At 41.3% G+C, this 17,958-nt stretch carries 19 protein-coding genes; 6 read left to right on the top strand and 13 right to left on the bottom strand.

From position 1 onward, the window contains the following. The first annotated feature begins 45 nt into the window (after positions 1-45). Positions 46-900: an octanoyl-[GcvH]:protein N-octanoyltransferase gene (gene lipL / locus NON16_RS05095; RefSeq protein ID WP_257347526.1), complete on the top strand. Its 855-nt coding sequence runs from the start codon at positions 46-48 to the stop codon at positions 898-900. A 25-nt stretch (positions 901-925) separates the two neighbouring features. On the opposite strand, the gene pta is transcribed toward lipL, so the two are convergent. Further along, positions 926-1,903 (bottom strand): phosphate acetyltransferase, encoded by a 978-nt coding sequence (pta, locus tag NON16_RS05100; protein WP_257347527.1) that lies wholly within the window; start codon positions 1,901-1,903, stop codon positions 926-928. A gap of 243 nt (positions 1,904-2,146) precedes the next feature. On the opposite strand from pta, the gene NON16_RS05105 reads away from it, so the two are divergent. From NON16_RS05105 to gerQ, 4 genes are all read left to right on the top strand, one after another. Continuing rightward, on the top strand, positions 2,147-2,923 hold the full coding sequence (locus NON16_RS05105; RefSeq protein ID WP_257347528.1) for a sporulation protein: 777 nt from the start codon (positions 2,147-2,149) through the stop codon (positions 2,921-2,923). Positions 2,924-3,405: 482 nt separating this feature from the next. Beyond that, the gene (hemQ, locus tag NON16_RS05110) at positions 3,406-4,152 is read left to right on the top strand and encodes a hydrogen peroxide-dependent heme synthase (protein ID WP_257347529.1); all 747 of its coding nucleotides are present in this window, start codon (positions 3,406-3,408) and stop codon (positions 4,150-4,152) included. Between the two features lie 174 nt (positions 4,153-4,326). Next, positions 4,327-4,758, top strand: a complete 432-nt coding sequence (locus NON16_RS05115) for a cell wall hydrolase (protein WP_257347530.1) — start codon at positions 4,327-4,329, stop codon at positions 4,756-4,758. A gap of 111 nt (positions 4,759-4,869) precedes the next feature. Next, on the top strand, positions 4,870-5,319 hold the full coding sequence (gene gerQ, locus NON16_RS05120) for a spore coat protein GerQ (RefSeq protein WP_372508749.1): 450 nt from the start codon (positions 4,870-4,872) through the stop codon (positions 5,317-5,319). Between the two features lie 202 nt (positions 5,320-5,521). Here gerQ and NON16_RS05125 read toward each other — a convergent pair whose 3' ends face one another. From NON16_RS05125 to NON16_RS05175, 11 genes are all read right to left on the bottom strand, one after another. Continuing rightward, positions 5,522-5,893, bottom strand: coding sequence for a DUF423 domain-containing protein (locus NON16_RS05125; protein ID WP_257347531.1), 372 nt, complete (start codon positions 5,891-5,893; stop codon positions 5,522-5,524). 385 nt (positions 5,894-6,278) lie between these two features. Then, complete coding sequence (locus NON16_RS05130) at positions 6,279-6,563, bottom strand: helix-turn-helix domain-containing protein (RefSeq protein ID WP_257347532.1); 285 nt, start codon at positions 6,561-6,563, stop codon at positions 6,279-6,281. After that, a complete protein-coding gene (locus NON16_RS05135; protein WP_257347533.1) occupies positions 6,523-6,735 on the bottom strand; it encodes a YvrJ family protein in 213 nt (70 codons plus the stop codon). The genes NON16_RS05130 and NON16_RS05135 overlap by 41 nt, the downstream gene beginning before the upstream one ends. Beyond that, complete coding sequence (locus NON16_RS05140; protein WP_257347534.1) at positions 6,728-7,255, bottom strand: sigma-70 family RNA polymerase sigma factor; 528 nt, start codon at positions 7,253-7,255, stop codon at positions 6,728-6,730. The genes NON16_RS05135 and NON16_RS05140 overlap by 8 nt, the downstream gene beginning before the upstream one ends. Positions 7,256-7,615: 360 nt before the next feature. Further along, positions 7,616-7,915: a YwdI family protein gene (locus tag NON16_RS05145; protein ID WP_257347535.1), complete on the bottom strand. Its 300-nt coding sequence runs from the start codon at positions 7,913-7,915 to the stop codon at positions 7,616-7,618. An 87-nt stretch (positions 7,916-8,002) separates the two neighbouring features. Next, a complete protein-coding gene (locus NON16_RS05150; RefSeq protein WP_257347536.1) occupies positions 8,003-8,260 on the bottom strand; it encodes a hypothetical protein in 258 nt (85 codons plus the stop codon). Positions 8,261-8,874: 614 nt separating this feature from the next. Beyond that, positions 8,875-10,803 carry a TRAP transporter permease gene (locus tag NON16_RS05155; RefSeq protein ID WP_257347667.1) on the bottom strand — a complete coding sequence of 643 codons (1,929 nt, stop codon included), beginning with the start codon at positions 10,801-10,803 and terminating at the stop codon, positions 8,875-8,877. 41 nt (positions 10,804-10,844) lie between these two features. Further along, a complete protein-coding gene (locus NON16_RS05160; protein ID WP_257347537.1) occupies positions 10,845-11,372 on the bottom strand; it encodes a DUF1850 domain-containing protein in 528 nt (175 codons plus the stop codon). Between the two features lie 294 nt (positions 11,373-11,666). After that, a complete protein-coding gene (locus NON16_RS05165) occupies positions 11,667-12,650 on the bottom strand; it encodes a TAXI family TRAP transporter solute-binding subunit (RefSeq protein WP_257347538.1) in 984 nt (327 codons plus the stop codon). A 101-nt stretch (positions 12,651-12,751) separates the two neighbouring features. Continuing rightward, entirely contained in the window at positions 12,752-13,132 is a 381-nt protein-coding gene (locus NON16_RS05170) for an SLAP domain-containing protein (RefSeq protein WP_257347539.1), read from the bottom strand. Between the two features lie 106 nt (positions 13,133-13,238). Continuing rightward, on the bottom strand, positions 13,239-15,590 hold the full coding sequence (locus tag NON16_RS05175) for an FdhF/YdeP family oxidoreductase (RefSeq protein ID WP_257347540.1): 2,352 nt from the start codon (positions 15,588-15,590) through the stop codon (positions 13,239-13,241). A gap of 195 nt (positions 15,591-15,785) precedes the next feature. On the opposite strand from NON16_RS05175, the gene NON16_RS05180 reads away from it, so the two are divergent. After that, positions 15,786-17,288, top strand: coding sequence for an amidase family protein (locus NON16_RS05180; protein ID WP_257347541.1), 1,503 nt, complete (start codon positions 15,786-15,788; stop codon positions 17,286-17,288). 120 nt (positions 17,289-17,408) lie between these two features. Here the strand turns inward: NON16_RS05180 and NON16_RS05185 are convergent, their stop codons facing one another. After that, positions 17,409-17,756, bottom strand: a complete 348-nt coding sequence (locus NON16_RS05185) for an MOSC domain-containing protein (RefSeq protein WP_257347542.1) — start codon at positions 17,754-17,756, stop codon at positions 17,409-17,411. Between the last annotated feature and the right edge of the window lie 202 nt (positions 17,757-17,958).

The raw sequence follows: 17,958 nt of genomic DNA on the forward strand, positions 1-17,958 counted from the left end.
CTATGATATAATAAGACGGTTAAGATTGTAAAAGGAGTAGTACGTATGATTAAACAACACCCGTTTTCTACCGAACTTTTCAAACAGCCAACTTGGCGTATTATAGATCAAACAACACTAGGTTCTTCCTTTCATGCACTTCAATCATTTGCAATGGATGATACGTTATGCACATCAATCGGCAGTGAAGATTCCCCGCCTACCGTACGTTCTTGGGTTCATCCACGCACAGTCGTGTTAGGAATACAAGACAGTCGCCTACCCCATTTATCGGATGGTGTTCAATACTTGAAGGACCATGGCTATGAGGTCATTGTACGAAATTCTGGCGGGCTTGCTGTGGTACTAGATGAAGGGGTATTAAACCTTTCTTTGATCGTTCCAGAAATAGAGAAGAAAATTGATATCGATTCCGGATATGAAGCACTAGCTTACCTAACTGAACAACTGCTGTCTCCATATGGGATAACGTTTGAAACAAAGGAAATCACAACTTCCTATTGTCCAGGAAAATTTGATTTAAGCGTTGGTGGAAGAAAATTTGCAGGTATTTCGCAGCGCCGTTTACGTGGTGGGGTTGCGGTCCAGATTTACTTATGCGTAACAGGATCTGGTTCCGCCCGTGCTGAACTAATAAAGGGCTTTTACGAGCGATCTCTTCAGACGACCGAAACGAAGTTCACCTATCCATCAGTCGATCCAAAGGTTATGGCATCGTTAGCTGAATTAACCGAAGAACCGATTCAAATTTCCGACTTGATGAAGGAGCTTTTTTCATTTTTAAAGGATCAAGGTTCTGAGCTTATGTCTTCACAGCTAACCATTTCTGAAATCAATTTGTATGACTTTTATTTAAAGCGTGTCATCGAACGTAATGAAAAAGCGATCGACCCCAATTAGGGAATCAATCGCTTTTGACTGTTTCTTAACCCTGTAAAGCCTGCATTGCTGTAATTAACGCAAGCTTGTACACATCTTCTGAATTGCATCCTCTTGAAAGGTCATTAACCGGTTTGTTTAGACCTTGTAGTATAGGCCCTATTGCTTCAAATCCCCCGAGACGCTGCACCATTTTATAGCCAATATTACCCGATTCAAGCCCTGGAAATACGAATACGTTCGCTTTCCCTGTTAATGCAGAATTCGGTGCTTTCTTCGCGGCTATCTCTGGTACAAACGCAGCATCAAATTGGAGTTCTCCATCATACGGAAAGTCAACTTCAAGCTCATCTAGCATCTGTACAGTTTCAACAACCTTATCTGTTTCATCCGATTTTGCTGAACCCTTTGTCGAGAAGCTAAGCATTGCAACCTTAGGATCTATCGCAAACACACGTGCAGTTTCGGCACTAGCTGTAGCAATTTCGGCAAGATCTGAGGCAGAGGGGTTTATATTAATTGCGCAATCTGCGAAAACATACCTCTCCTCTTTTTTTACCATTAAGAAGGCACCTGATGTACGCTTGATCCCCTCTTTTGTTTTTATAATCTGTAAGGCTGGCCGAACCGTATCCGCAGTGGAGTGTGAGGCCCCGCTAACGAGACCATCTGCTCTCCCAGTATATACGAGCATCGTTCCGAAATAATTGACATCCTGTAAAATTTCTCGAGCTTCTGGTTCGTTTACTTTTCCTTTTCTACGTTTCATAAAAAGGTTTACAAGCTCATCAAATCCTTCATATGTTTCAGGTGATATGATATCAACATGATCGAGGTTGACACCTGTTTTTATAAAGGATTCCCGGACTAAATCCGTATTCCCGATTAGAATGGGCTTTATAATTTTCTCATTAGCAAGACGAGCTGCAGCTTCTAAGACTCGTTCATCGTTTCCTTCGGGAAAAACAATTGCTGGATAGGACAATTTTAACGTTTCCTCCATTTTCGAAAACATTGTACTCATCAAAGTCCTCCTTACGATTCTCTATTTTCAAATCAATTACTATTCTTTAAGACTTATCTCTCTTCATTTCCAAGAATACTCCTTTTTAACCGTTAACGAAACCAATATTATTCAGGAAAACGCTTTACCGTAAAATGTTGTTAACTTGTTAATTTTCAAAGATTTTTGAAACCTGTTGAACAGACATCCGTAAATGTTAGAGGAACTATTAACTATTCTTCAAATTAGAAAGGGGTATGTTAGATGTCTTTTGTTAATCGAGTACTTGCTAGTGTTGGAATTGGTGCCGCTGTTGTTGATACAAAACTGGAAGAGAGCATGTTTTATGCAGGAGAGATGATTAAAGGGGTTGTCGAAATTAACGGAGGAAAGGTTGAGCAACATATCGATGAAATCAACCTATATCTGATGACCGAATATATACGCGAGGTGGACGATAATAAAGTCAAGCAAGCACACACTCTTGATTCTGTTCGTGTAGCTCAGGACATTACGATTGCAGCTAATGAGCAGAAGAAAATTCCTTTTACCATGCCTTTACCATACGATGTCCCACTAACAATCGGAAAGACGCCGGTATGGTTAAAGACAGGACTAGATATCAAACAAGCTATAGACCCGAAGGACGAGGATTATATTACGATAAAATCTACAGATATAGTTGAAAACGTGTTTGCCTCCCTAGAACAGCTTGGCCTTCGCCTTCGAAAATCCATGTGTGTACATGTGAAAAGGCATTTACAAAACAACCGGCCTTTCGCACAGGAATTTGAATTTATTCCATCATCAGGACCGTTCCATGGTGACCTAGATGAACTTGAGGTCGTCTTTTACCCGGAGCGCGATCGTGTTCGCTTAATGCTTGAGGTTGATAAGCGCGGAAAAGGAATGCTTGGGTTCTTGGAAGAAGCTCTTGATGTTGATGAGCAAAAATCAATGCTAACGATCTCTCGTATTGAAGCCGAGGACCAAGCAACGCTAACACAAACACTAGAAAATCATATTCGAAGATACATTTAAGATTATAACGCGGGCTACACGAGTTGATTTACCATCTCCATTGTTGTAATGAAAACATCAATAATTTGAGCGTTTTGTGTCAGCTTTTAATCTTCAGGACTAATTATGGTATGATAGAAACGGAACTTTTATAGAGGTTGTTCAAAAAGTCCGGTAAAAATAGCTATCGAATTTCTTCGTTACTCGATCTCTGCGGTCCTCACGTATTACAAGAAAGCGTTGAGTTCATCGATGTACATTCATTGTGCACCTGCGTCTAACTAGTCAATGCTATCGATGAAAGTTTCCTCGGTGCAAGGCAGCAAAGAAACCTTCAAGTGAGTGGCCTTCCTCGAGATTTTCGTGCCTTGGGCTCACACGATGTGAGTCAGTTCAACGTTGTAACAGGACGTTACGAATTTAGTTGAAATTCATATATGACGGCTCTTTTTGTCCTCCTTTTTGAACACGCACTTATAGTAAAGAAAAGGGAGTGTCTTGTGATGAACGAAGCTGCCAAAACATTAGATGGTTGGTATTGTTTGCACGATTTCCGTACGATGAATTGGGCTGCCTGGAAAGCCTTATCAAGTAATGAACGAGAATATGCGATAAATGAATTGCTGACTTTTCTCGAAAAGTGGGAAGTTAAAGAAGCACAAAAGCAAGGGAGTCACGCGGTTTATTCAATTTTAGGACAAAAAGCAGATGTAATGATCATGCTCCTCCGCCCGACGATGGAAGAATTAAATGAAATCGAAACTGCATTTAATAAGACAACATTTGCCGAATTTACGCTTCCTGTTTATTCCTATGTTTCGGTAGTCGAGCTAAGCAACTACATGGCTTCAAAAGATGTCGACCCAGAAACAGATCCGATGATTCAAGGACGCTTAAAGCCTGCTCTACCGAAATGGGATCATGTATGCTTCTACCCAATGGATAAGCGACGTGAAGGTAATGATAACTGGTACATGCTTCCAATGGGGGAGCGTCGTGAAATGATGCGCAAGCATGGCATGATTGGCCGTGGATATGCCGGTAAGGTGAAACAGATTATTACTGGATCAGTTGGATTTGATGATTGGGAGTGGGGCGTGACATTGTTCTCGAATGACGTCCTCCAATTTAAAAAGCTTGTATATGAAATGCGCTTTGATGAAGTGAGTGCACGCTTTGGAGAGTTTGGTACCTTCTATGTCGGGAATATCCTGCCAAAAGAAAAGATCAGCTCCTTCCTAGCAGTATAAGCGGATATAAACATTGTACGAAGCACCTCTTTTATGAAGCGGTGCTTTTTCTGTTTATTGATTTTCCGGGTAATGGTTTCATTATTTGCTGTCATGATTTTTCTAATATCATCATAAGTATAAAAATGTGCGTTTTAGGCAGTTATGTATTGCTAATTCGAGGAGGTGACAGGTATGGCTGTTGTAAAGGCACCTCAATCTGATGTCAAGTTGCTTGCTAGGCTCATGCGTGCTGAGGCTGAGGGTGATGGTAAACTCGGGATGTTGATGGTCGGTAATACTGGAATCAACCGTGTACGAGGAGATTGCATGGATTTTGAGAACATTGATACGATTCGCGATATGGTATTTCAGTCACCAGGAGGATTTGAAGCGACCCAAAAGGGATATTTTTACCAACGCGCACGACAAAGTGAAATTAAACTTGCCAAAAAAACGATTGCTGGTAAAAGATATCATCCTGCTTCCTACTCACTTTGGTTCTTTAAGCCACCAGGTAATTGTCCTGAGCAATGGTTTAATCAATGGAATGCTGGTCGTTATAAATCTCATTGTTTTTATAAGCCTACTGAATCTAACTGTGCGGGCGTTTACTCTACTTATTAAGGTGAATTCAACTTGCTGTAATCCCGATTCTTCCTTTTAGGTGTCATAACTCATACGAGCATTGAGTATACCTAATTAGTAGAAGTCTCATTGAAGACGAGGAGGTCTCTTATGAATTATCGGCAAAATCCAGGCGGTATGAATGGTTATCCGATGGGTATGAACCCAGGGATGAATCAAGGTGGGATGCAAGGGCAAGGCGGCTATCCATCAGGATTCCCAGGGCAAGGACAGGGGCAAGGCGCAGGCCAGGCACAAGGCCCACAAGGTATGCTCCCTGTCGAACAGTCTTATATTGAGAATATTCTACGACTCAATCGTGGAAAAATCGGAACCTTCTATATGACATTCGAAGGCAATCCGAAATGGACTGCAAAAATTTTCAAAGGGGTTATTGAAGCAGCTGGGCGTGATCACATTATTATAAGTGATCCAGAAACAGGTAAACGGTATTTACTTCTAATGGTTTATCTTGATTACGTTACATTTGATGAAGAGTTGGATTACAGCTATCCTTACGGTGGGCAAAGCGGGCAAATGGTAACATATTCTCCAAGGTGATAAGGTGGAATTAATAGCACCTGGTCAGGAGCTGTGACAGTGGGTTTATCGTTAACTGAACTGTGAAACACGAAAGAGATGCCTCCTGTGAGACATCTCTTTTCTTTACACGTTAAGAAAGTATAAAGCAAGGGCCTTCAGGTCATCCCTTTAGGGACTAAGGCTCAGCCTGCGCAGAAGGCTTGGCATTGCCAAGTTTTCTTTATGCCTTAATTGCAGCAATTACAATCAACAGCCAGCTAATGATGAATGCCAATCCACCAAATGGAGTAATGATCCCGAGCTTTGAAATGCCAGTTGTGCTTAGGACATAAAGACTTCCTGAGAAAAGTACGATTCCAATTAGCATCACCCATCCTGCCCAGTGAATTAATGCGGAGCCCGCAAACTTATCTGCCAAGAAGGCAATAACAAACAGACCGAGCGCGTGAAAAATATGGTATTGAACGCCTGTTTTAAACACTTCCATCATTTTTGCAGATAGTTTTGATTCAAGGCCATGCGCACCAAATGCACCTAATATTACGGCTAGCCCAGCATTAACTGCGCCAAGTATGATAAACAACTTAAACATTAAGCTTCTCCTACCTATCTTTTATAAAATATTGATTGTTCAACTCTAACTTACTAACTAATTTTAATGTTAAATCATCGAACCCTTCTTGCCAACTCCCGGCTCTGTATATTCGAAGTTTTGTCACCTTTGGTTAAGAAAAGCGGAAGCGCCCTGGGTAGCCAGGAAGGTCACTGGAAGGCCACTGAGGAGGCTCGGCCCAAACAAGTTCGGCCCTGCGTGGGAATATACATGGAGTACTTCAGTGTGTTGCCGCCGGAAGGGGACTGAAGTGATCCGAGTGGCTGGGCGCTGGAGCTAGACATTGCCTCTTTGCATTAAAATTTTATACTTTCTTACCTCTTAAGAAAAGCGGAAGCGCCTTTTTAGGTGTGGTAAAGAATGATTAAGAATGTTCCGACTTCTTAGTGAATTGTTGGACCTCCTCTAAAAGATCCCTTCCCTCCTTCGACTTTTGCAATAACTGACTTAACGATGGTGTACCACTCGTGTCATACGTACGAACCGCTTCAAGAATTTTCAACTTTACCTCCTGTTCTACGTCCTCCTGATACCTTGTTCCCATTGACTTTACCGTTTGCTTTATTTTCGGCTCGAAGCGGTCAATAAGATCTTGCTGTGCCTTCACATCACCTTGCTTTGCGCTTTTGACTAGTTGAAGAAGGTTCATCTTTTTCCTCCCGATCCTGATTTTGTAAATCATCGCTAAGCGTTTCAATCGACTTTTCAAGACTTTGAAGACGCTTGTCGTACTGAAGCAGTAAATAGAGTGCCACAACCGCAGGAAATCCAACATTGTGAATAAGGTTAAACCAGCCGACAGCACTTGCTCCTTCAAGCATATTTTTTCCCCTCCATTCGTAATTGGAGCTGATCTAACGCTCGTCGATGTGTTTTCGAAATCGATTGCGGACTCACATTGAGGTAGTTTGCAATTTCCTTTAACTTCCACCCTCTTTGATAGTGAAGTTCAACAATTTGTTTCTGAAGACTTGTTAAATCACTCATTGCCGCAAAAAGCAAAGGGCTAGCGATCTCATTTTGCTCAATTGTAAGATCCGCCGCATTTACAATCCACTCTCCTTCTGCTGTTTCACCATACATAAGTCGGGACTGACTTTTCCGGAGCTTACGAATGTAATTAATCGCCTGAAAATAGATCATTCGAGAAACGTAATGGATGAAGCGGCACTCGAAACAAAAGGCTTGGAATTGTCTATCTATCCGTTTGTAATGTTCTATTGTTGGATTTTCAATCAAACGTATTATTTCTTGCTCGTTTTCTGGACTTTGTAAAAATGCGCTTAAAAAGTCTTGTTGTTCTGCGATTCGATTCAAGAGCTGCTGTTTGTTCTTTGTCATGTTAGAATCACTCCTTTATCAATAAAGCAAGTCCACACATTAAAAAAACAAATTAAATGCGAACATTTGTTCTTGTTTTAAGTATAAAAAACGAACACCCTTTTCCGCATGAGGCTTTTCGGGTGTTCTTTGAACGCTTCTAAAGACCTAATATTTCCATAAATGAACGATTTTATGTAAATTTCTCGAAACTTATTTTGATCAATTCCCAGGAAATGAACAAAAATCTAAAGAAAACTTGGCTAGCGCCAAGCTTTAGCGCTGGCGATCGCCTTAGTTGCACTTATACTATAGAAAGTATTTTTATACTTTCTTAACGTGTAAAGAAAACTTGGCTTTTGCCAAGCCCATTACTGTTTCTTAAAAATCAAAAATGGAATCCCCATTATCCTCTTCACCGTTCAATTTACTAGAATTATTCGAGGGCCAATTTTGTACAGACTGCTGCTCTCTCGGTTCCGATCCCGACTTAATAGAGCGTACAGTAGGCTTTTCTGATGTGTTATCATTTGACGTTTCCATTAATAGGTCACAGTAAGCTTTCACGGCACTTAGCTCTTCCTTTACCTTGCTTGATGATGGATTTTGGTCAACCTCACTTTTAATATTTACTAAACGATCGATCATTTTTTGTACAACAGAGCTTGATTGTATGCTCACGAACATCCCTCATTCCTTCATAACATTCTCCTTCCATTATATAAGTCATTCAGTGTAAAGAAAACTAGTAGCCCTCAGCCTTTTGTCTTATGAAGTATCCCAAAGCACATCCCCCTTCAGACGAAATAGTTCACTTCTTCTTAATTTACGTATAATTTGATTCCTATTTCGTTTGACTGTAATTTCATGCTGAACCTTTACAAACTTACAGAAAGTCGGAGTAGAGAAGTTCCATTCTTGTTGTTTTGTGCAAACCATATGAATAATTGCAAACCATAAAACCATACAATACGATACCAAATCAACCATTATAAATCCCTTCTCCCTTCTATTTTTCAATCTCATATCCCGATCCCCCTCAATAGACACCTCCTTCAAATCGGAACCTAATATTCTATGCCTTTGATAATATGAGTATACTTTGTCCGATTCACAATGTTTGTCAGAATCTGGTCAAAATTTAAAAAAGTTATCTACAAAAACCAATCCTATTTGTCATGACTGGTCAAACAGTTCAATCCTTTTTATTTACCAATCGCAAAAACCCTCGTATCACCACATTTAAAGGCTGAATTTTGTATAAAGAAAAATGCAAGCGGCTTTAATTCTATACAACAAAAGTTTCATACTTTCTCACCTATGACCACCTAAGAAAGAACGGATTGGCCATCGTGTAAGGATCCGTTTATTTTCTTGTACATTAGGAGATTAAAATTTTTTTATCAAGGGGTAAAGCGGAATCGGGACTATTTTACTATGTGTGGCCGATATAATTCAATCTGTGGCCGAAATAAAAGAGGGAAAATGATCATAGGAGCTTAAAACTTATTCAAATTAAACAGGAGGTACCCAAAAAGAAGGACCCCCTGATTTTACGATTTTCCTTTATAAGGTAGGCTGAATTTATATATCCACAGCCTTTAGTTTAAATTTGTCTACGCTATATAATCGATCACCGATTAAACATTTGCAGATTGGGGCGTTTGATCAACATCCTTACGTTTAACAAGGTATTGAACAGCGAGAATACCTGCAAACATTCCTAATCCGATTAGATCTGTTAAGCCCTCAGGATAAATTAACAGAATACCGGCTGCAAGAGCGAGTATCCGTTCAATCCAGTTTGTTCGTTGGATCCAATACCCAATCATAGCGGCACTAATAGCAATCATCCCGAGGAACGAGGTGAAGAAAATCCAGATGACTTCTGTCCACGTCGTATCAATCATCATTAGTTCCGGTGAATAAACGAAAATAAACGGAATAATGAAAGCTGCAATCGCTAGTTTTGAGGATATGACCCCGGTTTTGAGCGGGTCACCCCCAGATACCCCTGCGGCAGCAAAGGCAGCAAGTGCAACAGGTGGTGTAATGTCGGCGATAATTCCGAAATAAAAGACAAACATATGGGCAGATAATTCTGGGACAGCTAATGCCATTAAGGCCGGTGCTGCGATCGTGGACGTAATCACATAGTTGGCTGTCGTCGGTGAGCCCATCCCGAGGATAAGGGAAGCGATCATTGTAAAAACCAGTGTTAAAAACAGGTCGTTGTTAGCAAGGTCAACAAGTCCATTGGCCATTTTTAACCCGAGCCCTGTAAGTGTTACAACACCAACGATAATACCAGCTGCTGCTGTAGCCGTCGCAACACCGATCGCAGTCCTCGCACCATCGATCAGCGCGTAAATGATATCCATCAATCCCATTCGCTGATCCCTATTAATAAAACCAACCACAATTGTTGACAAAATTGACCATAATGCAGCGCTCGTAACACTCATGCCGGTCATTAACAGGATGACAACAATGACAATCGGAAAGAGTAAATAGATCTTTTTAAGAATTTCCTTTCGATCCGGTAATTCATCTTCTTTAAGGCCTTGAAGACCAATCTTTTTTGCTTGGAAATGGGTCATAATCCAGATCCCCGCAAAATATAAAACTGCAGGAATCGCAGCTGCTTTTGCGATTTCCCAATAGGAAATACCACCAATAAATTCAACCATTAGAAAGGCTGCAGCTCCCATAATCGGCGGCATCAATTGTCCTCCCGTGGAAGAGGCTGCCTCTACCGCACCAGCAAAATCTTTTCGATAACCCAGCTTTTTCATCATTGGGATTGTAAAAGCTCCCGATGTTACTACGTTAGCGACAGAGCTTCCAGAGATTGTCCCCTGCAGTGCGCTTGAGAAAATAGCAACCTTTGCAGGTCCACCAACACGCTTTCCTGCAACAGCAACAGCTAGATCGTTAAAATACTGCCCTACTCCAGTCTTTATAAGGAAAGCACCGAACAATAAGAATAAAAAGATGAAGGTTGATGATACCTTTAATGGCGTACCGAGAATCCCTTCGGTAGTGAAGAACATTGTCCGTATAATTCGGTCGATATCAATACCTCTATGCTGAATGAAACCAGGCATATAAGGTCCGAAATAGGCATATACGAGAAACAAGGCTGCAATAATCGTAATCGGCATTCCGACTACACGCCTTGTTGCTTCTAGGACAAGGACTATCGCAAGTCCCCCTATGACAAAATCCATCATTTCCAACCGACCAACTCTTAAAACAAGTTCTTGAATATTAAAAGGCCAATACAATCCGACAACGACGCTCAATAACGCTAGAACGCCATCAATCCAAGATATTTGAAACTTTTTCTTTTTCGTCCGCGGCTTTTTTTTCTTAGATGCCGGGAACAACAAAAAGGTCAGTGATAATGCAAAGCCTAAATGAATCGATCGGTGAATTTGCGGATCGAATCCAATAAAAAGAGAGGTATATAATTGATATAGTGAAAAGCTGAGGAGTAACGCTATTACAATCCAACCCATGACACCCGTCAGCTTTCGAAAGCCAGCCTCAGGATCATACTTTGCCATCAGCTGTTCAATTTCTTCCTCAGACAATTGTTGATTCTTCTTCAATCCTTTTTCTTCCAAGTAATTTCATCTCCTCTCAACCGCTGCCAGAAACTCAGTGATGCCACTTCCAACCTCGCCCAAGTACCAGGTTCAACAAACTCACGAAACGGCTTTTGAACACCATCGACAATCAAAGTGTGGTTTGCGATAACTTGTCCCGTCCGTAAATCTATTTTGTTAAAAACACGGTGCATATTCGAAATGAAATACTTCCCGTCTTTGTGATTAAATGTTTCTTCGCCATGTGCATTTGAAGGCATTCCAATGGCAAAGTTTTCATAGATAAGCTCTACTTGCACAATTTGCTCATTATCGATTTGATAGATTTCCACAACAAGAGTGCGATGAACGGAATGGGTATAACGGATTTGAAAGCGTTGTTGATCTTCGATAGGCATATAAGCAAGTAATCGATTAGAATTCTCGTATTCTACTGTTAATGCCTTTCCATATGGGATTAAGCCTGACAAAGCCACTAACAGCATTATTATTAATAGAAGAATGATACCTTTACGCTTTACTATCATGTGTTCACCTGAATGCATATTTATCATTTTTAGTACAGCCTTTATAAGTGCGTGTTCAAAAAGGAGGACAAAAAGAGCCGAGAAGTTCGAGACGTGAAAATCTCGAGGACCAGAACGTATGCTATTAATACGTGAGGACCGGAGAGATCGAACAACGAAGAAATTCGACAGCTATTTTTACCGGACTTTTTGAACAACCTCTATAAAAAACATCGCATCTATGCAGCAAAATTTGTACTTCTTATCTCTCATGTAAAGAATAGGCCGAGGAGGCTGCCCCGACCTAGACTTTGTTTACTTAGTTTCAATCCCTTTTTCATCAAAGTATTTTTTAGCACCTGGGTGGAGTTCGATTCCAACTCCATCCAGTGCTTTTTCAGCGCTGATTTTCTCACCTTTAGCATGTTTAATTTGATCCAAGTTATCGAACAGTGCTTTTGTTAATTCGTAAACGGTATCTTCACTTAAATCTTTACGTACAACAAGCATGGCAAGAACCGCTACAGTCGGCACTTCCTTCTCAAGACCATACGTACCCGCCGGAACTACATCCTCCGCATAGTATGGATATTCATCTGCAAGCTCTTTCGCTTTATCTGCAGAAATTGGTACAATCTTAACTGGTTTCATGGCAGATAAGCTTTCAACCGCTCCAGTCGGGGCACCTGATGTAATAAATGCCGCATCAATTTTACCGTCTTGGATGCCTTCGGTAGATTCATCGAATGCTAGATTTTGAACATCGATATCTTCTAACGAAAGGCCGTGAACTTTTATAATTTGCTCAGCATTAGCTGCCGTACCACTACCAAGTGCTCCGATTGAAACCGTCTTCCCTTTTAAATCCTCAACGGACTCGATGTCACTATCTTTTAGTGTGACGATCTGAATCGTTTCAGGATACAAAGTTCCAATCGCTTGGATATTGTCCACTTTACCGTCCTTGAACATCAACTCTCCATTAACTGCATAGCTCGCAATATCTGTCTGGGTGAAGGCTAAATCAGCATCTCCACTTTGTAATGTTTGCATGTTTTCAACCGATGCACCAGATGATTGTGCAGTGACAGTCTTTTCAGTTTTGTCAGACATGAGGCTAGCAATTTCTCCACCAAGTGGATAGTACGTTCCACCTGTACCCCCGGTTAGAAGACTAAGTTCACTAGGCTCTTCCTCGGAACCCCCATCGGAACCCCCGCCACTTGAATTACAAGCTGCAAGAATCATAGAAAGACCAAGTACAATGACTAGCATTGATAGCAATCTTTTTGTTTTCATCTAAATCCCCCTTGTAAAAATATGTACATTCCTCTTCATATTACCATAGTATTTTGGAGGTTAGTAGATAAAAAGACTTATTTTTTAAAATTATTTGAATATTAATGATCTGCTAGAATCCAATTTATTAATAACGGTCGTTGGGCAATTGTATCTTGTGGAAAAACGAAGGTCCAAGGCATTGAAGTGTGTTTTTCGATGATAATTTTCGGAAGGTTGAAACAGTGTTGTGCGATGACCCCTCTTCCTTCTTCTTCGTATTGAAGATCTAGATTTCGAATCGAAAATGAATCTTTGGTCCCGTTTTGAATTAAAACCATCGCTAATAGTGCGCCATAATGGTTAAGTGCCGCCCGGATCGTTGTATATGTAATGGTGTTTCCAACTGGTGGTTGGTTAAGATAAATTTCCGTGATCGTTTTGCGGTCAACCGGTGAAATGGCTTTTTCCCATGAGGATTCGAACATTAATTTATGATTCATATTATTTTCCTTTCGAGGGTGGACTAGAACAGTCGATAATGAATTATCAACGTGTAAACGAGGATTGGCTCTCATACTTGGAGCCAATCCCCGTTTCTTTAATTCATTATCCTACTTCCTGCTCCAGTTCTTCAACTCTTTTTTCCAGATACTTCGTGTCCTTTTGGGCATGGAAGGTTTCTGATTTTTCCACAATTACTGCTGTATTATATTCAGGAATACCTGCTAGTTCTTCATAAACACCCTTCGGCAAGAGGACGTTTCCCTCTGGCCAGTGCACCTCAATGTTTCCAGTCTTTACATTCACAAACTTGGCTTTCCCATGAAGAAGACCGAACTTATTGTAAACAACGATAGCTTCCCCTTCTTTAATTCCGTATGTCTTTCCATCATCAGCATTCATCAACACATCATAACGATCGGCATCATTGAATGGATCTTTGTCTGAATAAATCATTGAATTAAATTGCTTTCCACGCCGAGTCGTAACATAGAAACGTCCTTCCGCCCGTCGTAATTCAGGGATGTCCATCGCAATCAAGTTCCCTTTACCATCCGGAGTTGGGCAATTACCGTCTTCACACAACCAAGCACCACCCCACTGGAACACATCTCCCTTTTCCTTAAGGTACTGTATTCCATTATAATTCGGTGCAGCTTTCGCAATTTCATCCCGAATTTCCTGCGCGTTTTTAAATTCAATCAGATGACTTTGCTCCGGCTTAACACGTTTAGCAAGATCCACATAAATCTCCCATTCAGCACGTGCTTCTCCGATACGGGGACCCTTAATCTCAGGTGAAAAATAGACCATTCGCTCTGTCGATGTTGACGTTCCTCCTCCTGGCTGCTCATATCGAGTCATCGCAGGTAGAACAATGACTGCTTCCTTCGCATCGGCAAATGTAGACGTATTGAAAATGATGTCCTGATGAACACGGATATCTACTCCCTCAAGACACTCTTTTACAAAGTCAGGATCAGGCATCGTTTCGAGGAAGTTTCCACCAGACATATAATAGAGTTTAAGCTTCCGTTCATGATCTTCCGGTAACACCGCATTTTCAAGACTTACCCCAACGATATCCCCCTGCCATTTCGGAATATCGAAGTTCCAAATCTTTTCAAGTCGGGCTACGTTCTTTTCATCAAAACCGCCACCAGGTAGTACAAACGGGTCGGCTCCCATTTCTCCTGAACCTTGTACACCGGAATGTCCGCGGATGGGCATAACACCACAATGCTCTCGTCCAACATATCCTTGTAAAAGTGCTAGATTTGCAACTTGTGAGACGTTGTCTGTACCAAAGCGATGCTGAGTGAGACCCATCGACCAAACGAATACGGCTGACTTTGATTTTGCGAGTAAAACAGCAAGCTCTACCATCCGCTCTTTTGATAAACCCGATGACTCTTCAAGAGTTTCCCAATCATAGGACTGCACTTTCACTTTTAGCTCATCGAAATGGTTCACATGCTCTTGAATAAATTCATGATTAACGGCTGAACCTGGTTCCGCTTCCTCCATCTCAAACCAATGCTTCATGATTCCGTGCATGAAAGCAATGTCACCGCCGATGTTCACTTGATAGACATCATCTGCAATCTTTGTTCCAAATAAGGCAGATTCTGCAATCGAAGGAATCCAATAGTTATCCATTGAAGGTTCATGGTAAGGGTTTATAACAATAATCTTCGTACCTTTGCGTTTCGCTGCGTACATGTATTTCGTAGAAACAGGTTGGTTGGTTGCAGCAACTGATCCCCAGAATACGAGGACGTCAGTACCGATCCAGTCCTTATAAGTACAGCTTGAGGCACCAATCCCCATTGAACGACTCAATGCTGTTTTTGAAGGTGAATGACAAATACGAGAAGCATTATCTACATGATTTGTACCAAGGAATCGGGCTGTCTTTGCTGCTACATAATAAGATTCATTTGTGATTCCTCGAGACGTTAAATAAAATCCATATTGTTTTGGGTCAATTTTCTTTACTTTTTCCGCAATTGTATCAAGTGCATCATCCCATGAAAGGCGGCTGAATTTCTTTTCACCTGGTTTTCGAATGAGAGGATACGGAATTCTCCCAAGCTTTCGAAGCTCTGTACTACTCATCTTTTTCAATTCATCAATGTCCGCATGAACAATTTCAGGCTTCATTTCAGGCATTGTGTTTAGTCGGAGTACATTCAATCGTGTTGTACAAAGGTGTGGCCCCTGAAGGGTTTGATCTTGAAGGCCTGCAACACCGAGCGCGCACCCATCACAAACACCTTGTGTTAAAATTCGTGTCGCATATGGCAGATTATCTTTATTCTCCCAGGCAACCTTTATCGTGTCTCGAATGTGGTGCGGTTTTATTTTACCAAGTCCAAATGGAACCTTACTCACCCAGAGTGAAGGATCCGGAGATTTCGAAATATGCATCGGTCCTGTATGTTTTGTTTTCCCCACGTTCATTCCCCTTTTTTTGTGATAGTAGTTTAATAGTAGTATGAAAGCGGCTTCAACGCAACATTAGCTGATTGGATTATACGGCTAATCAACAGCTTTTTCAGAGACGGGTTTCCTGAGTTACATCTGAATCATTCGGTTATACTGATATGAAGGAAATACGATCGTTTTTGTGGAATAGTTAAGAGAATACATATGCAAAAGGAGAAAGAGACAATCATGAGAGAAAGCTTTAAATTGCGTAACGAGGACTGGCTGGAGAGAGCAACGGTCCTCGAACTTCAGAAAGCAATGAACAACGGTGAATTGACTTCTATGCAATTAGTTAGCCGTTGCCTCGAATATATTTCTCGCCACAATCACAAATCGGAAAAACTAAACGCCGTATTGGAAGTGAATCCTGATGCGCTACAAATTGCAGAAACTCTCGATTCTGAGCGGAAGGTAAAAGGAATGCGTGGGCTTTTGCACGGAATCCCTATCCTTTTAAAAGACAACATTGAAACTGGTGATCGTATGCATACGAGTGCGGGGTCGGTTGCTCTTGAGAATCACTATGCTGAACACGATGCCACAATCGTCCAGAAACTACGTAATGCGGGAGCCGTTCTTATCGGAAAAGCCAATATGACTGAATGGGCAAATTTCATGAGTGAATCGATGCGCAATGGGTACAGTTCACGAGGCGGACAGGTCCTTAACCCCTACGGAGGGGAATTTGACGTTGGTGGATCAAGTTCAGGTTCAGCTGTCGGAGTCGCTGCTCATTTTTCAACTCTTTCAATCGGAACGGAAACATCCGGATCAATTTTGAGCCCTGCAAGCCAGAACAATGTTGTTGGAATTAAGCCTACCGTAGGACTCGTAAGCCGTACAGGAATCATACCGCTTTCACACAGCCAGGATACTGCAGGTCCCATTGCTCGGTCTGTAACGGATGCTGCCATTCTTCTTGGCTCATTAACTGGACTCGATGAAACAGATGCAATTACGCAAACCAGTATGGAACGTAATTTTCGCGACTACACTTCTTTTCTTAATGCAAAGTCACTGCACAGTGCCAGAATTGGGGTAGCGCGTTCCATGTATATTGACGGCCTTAATCCACTGCAACAAGATGTCATAGAGCAAGCAATTCGTGACCTTGAAGCAGAAGGAGCGTCGATTATTGACCTTGAATCCATCTCTCCAATGGAAAAAGATGAATCGTGGGATTACAACGTCTTACTTTATGAATTCAAATCCGATGTGGACCACTATCTGAAAGGCCTCCATCCATCATTACCTGTTCACTCGTTGTCTGAAGTAATCTCCTTTAATGAGCAGCATTCAGAGCGAACACTTAAGTTTGGACAAGGCATTTTGATTGATTCAGATAACACGTCTGGAACGATGACCGAGCCGGAATACCTTGAAAGTAAACTTCGTGATCTAGAGCTTTCACGAACAAGGGGTATTGATGTTGTCATGGAGGAACACCAATTGGATGCACTTCTCTTTCCGAACTCGAACGGGGCTGGGATCCCGGCAAAAGCAGGCTATCCCTCGATAACGGTTCCAGGTGGATTTACTAAAAAAGGAGAACCAGTAGGGGTTACGTTTACTGGAATTGCCTACAGCGAACCTGCATTAATAGGACTAGCCTATGCCTATGAGCAAGCAACGAAACACAGGAAAGCCCCTGATTGGAAGAAATAATATTGAAGCCACCGTTCTAAAAACGGTGGCTTTTTATATAGGAAAGTATAAAATTTTGTTTCATAAATGCACTGTCTAGCTCCAGGCCAGTGCTTCTGCTTTTCCTAATTGGAGAAATCTTCATTGTAGTCGGACGATATCATTTTTCTGGATCTGACCGTTTTTCACTACTGTCGGATAAACGCCAAAGATCATTTTGTTTTCCTTTACTACTGTTTTCAATACACTATGATCAATTTGCTGGGTGGATGGATCAATGTTGACATAGGCACAACGCTGGCACCCCTTTTTTATGGACAATACAGCATCACCAATCCTCACTTCCTTTCCAATCCATACTTCTTCTTGAAAAGGTGTGTGATCATCTAGGTCGATAATGAGGTTCGGTCGAAAACGAAGCATATCTAGTTCATTGCGGTGGCTTACTTTTTGAATCGCCTGCAGTGAAGCCGTGGTTGTAATAAGCAACGGTTCTTCCCAGTAAGCAGGACCTTCAGTGTTTGGATTATCTCTACTAATTCTCCTTTAATCGATTTAAGGTTTAATCTAAATTACGGAGGTGAAAATAAAATAGCAGAAATTGAAAACAAATCCATGGAAGTTAAAGAAAACTTGGCTAGCGCCAAGCCTTAGCGCTGGCGATCGCCTTAGTTACACTTATACTATAGAA

Source organism: Pseudalkalibacillus decolorationis (genome assembly GCF_024609785.1).
In the GTDB taxonomy this organism is placed as follows: Bacteria; Bacillota; Bacilli; order Bacillales; family Fictibacillaceae; genus Pseudalkalibacillus; species Pseudalkalibacillus decolorationis.

What these genes read in the sequence shown, in the direction of transcription:
- NON16_RS05160 (WP_257347537.1), bottom strand. Translation starts at nt 11,372, where the DNA reads ATGATAGTAAAGCGTAAAGGTATCATTCTTCTATTAATAATAATGCTG.
- NON16_RS05150 (WP_257347536.1), bottom strand. Translation starts at nt 8,260, where the DNA reads ATGAGATTGAAAAATAGAAGGGAGAAGGGATTTATAATGGTTGATTTG.
- lipL (WP_257347526.1), top strand. Translation starts at nt 46, where the DNA reads ATGATTAAACAACACCCGTTTTCTACCGAACTTTTCAAACAGCCAACT.
- NON16_RS05105 (WP_257347528.1), top strand. Translation starts at nt 2,147, where the DNA reads ATGTCTTTTGTTAATCGAGTACTTGCTAGTGTTGGAATTGGTGCCGCT.
- NON16_RS05135 (WP_257347533.1), bottom strand. Translation starts at nt 6,735, where the DNA reads ATGCTTGAAGGAGCAAGTGCTGTCGGCTGGTTTAACCTTATTCACAAT.
- NON16_RS05170 (WP_257347539.1), bottom strand. Translation starts at nt 13,132, where the DNA reads ATGAATCATAAATTAATGTTCGAATCCTCATGGGAAAAAGCCATTTCA.
- NON16_RS05130 (WP_257347532.1), bottom strand. Translation starts at nt 6,563, where the DNA reads ATGAACCTTCTTCAACTAGTCAAAAGCGCAAAGCAAGGTGATGTGAAG.
- NON16_RS05165 (WP_257347538.1), bottom strand. Translation starts at nt 12,650, where the DNA reads ATGAAAACAAAAAGATTGCTATCAATGCTAGTCATTGTACTTGGTCTT.
- gerQ (WP_372508749.1), top strand. Translation starts at nt 4,870, where the DNA reads ATGAATTATCGGCAAAATCCAGGCGGTATGAATGGTTATCCGATGGGT.
- NON16_RS05115 (WP_257347530.1), top strand. Translation starts at nt 4,327, where the DNA reads ATGGCTGTTGTAAAGGCACCTCAATCTGATGTCAAGTTGCTTGCTAGG.
- NON16_RS05125 (WP_257347531.1), bottom strand. Translation starts at nt 5,893, where the DNA reads ATGTTTAAGTTGTTTATCATACTTGGCGCAGTTAATGCTGGGCTAGCC.
- NON16_RS05155 (WP_257347667.1), bottom strand. Translation starts at nt 10,803, where the DNA reads ATGGCAAAGTATGATCCTGAGGCTGGCTTTCGAAAGCTGACGGGTGTC.
- pta (WP_257347527.1), bottom strand. Translation starts at nt 1,903, where the DNA reads ATGAGTACAATGTTTTCGAAAATGGAGGAAACGTTAAAATTGTCCTAT.
- hemQ (WP_257347529.1), top strand. Translation starts at nt 3,406, where the DNA reads ATGAACGAAGCTGCCAAAACATTAGATGGTTGGTATTGTTTGCACGAT.
- NON16_RS05140 (WP_257347534.1), bottom strand. Translation starts at nt 7,255, where the DNA reads ATGACAAAGAACAAACAGCAGCTCTTGAATCGAATCGCAGAACAACAA.
- NON16_RS05180 (WP_257347541.1), top strand. Translation starts at nt 15,786, where the DNA reads ATGCAAAAGGAGAAAGAGACAATCATGAGAGAAAGCTTTAAATTGCGT.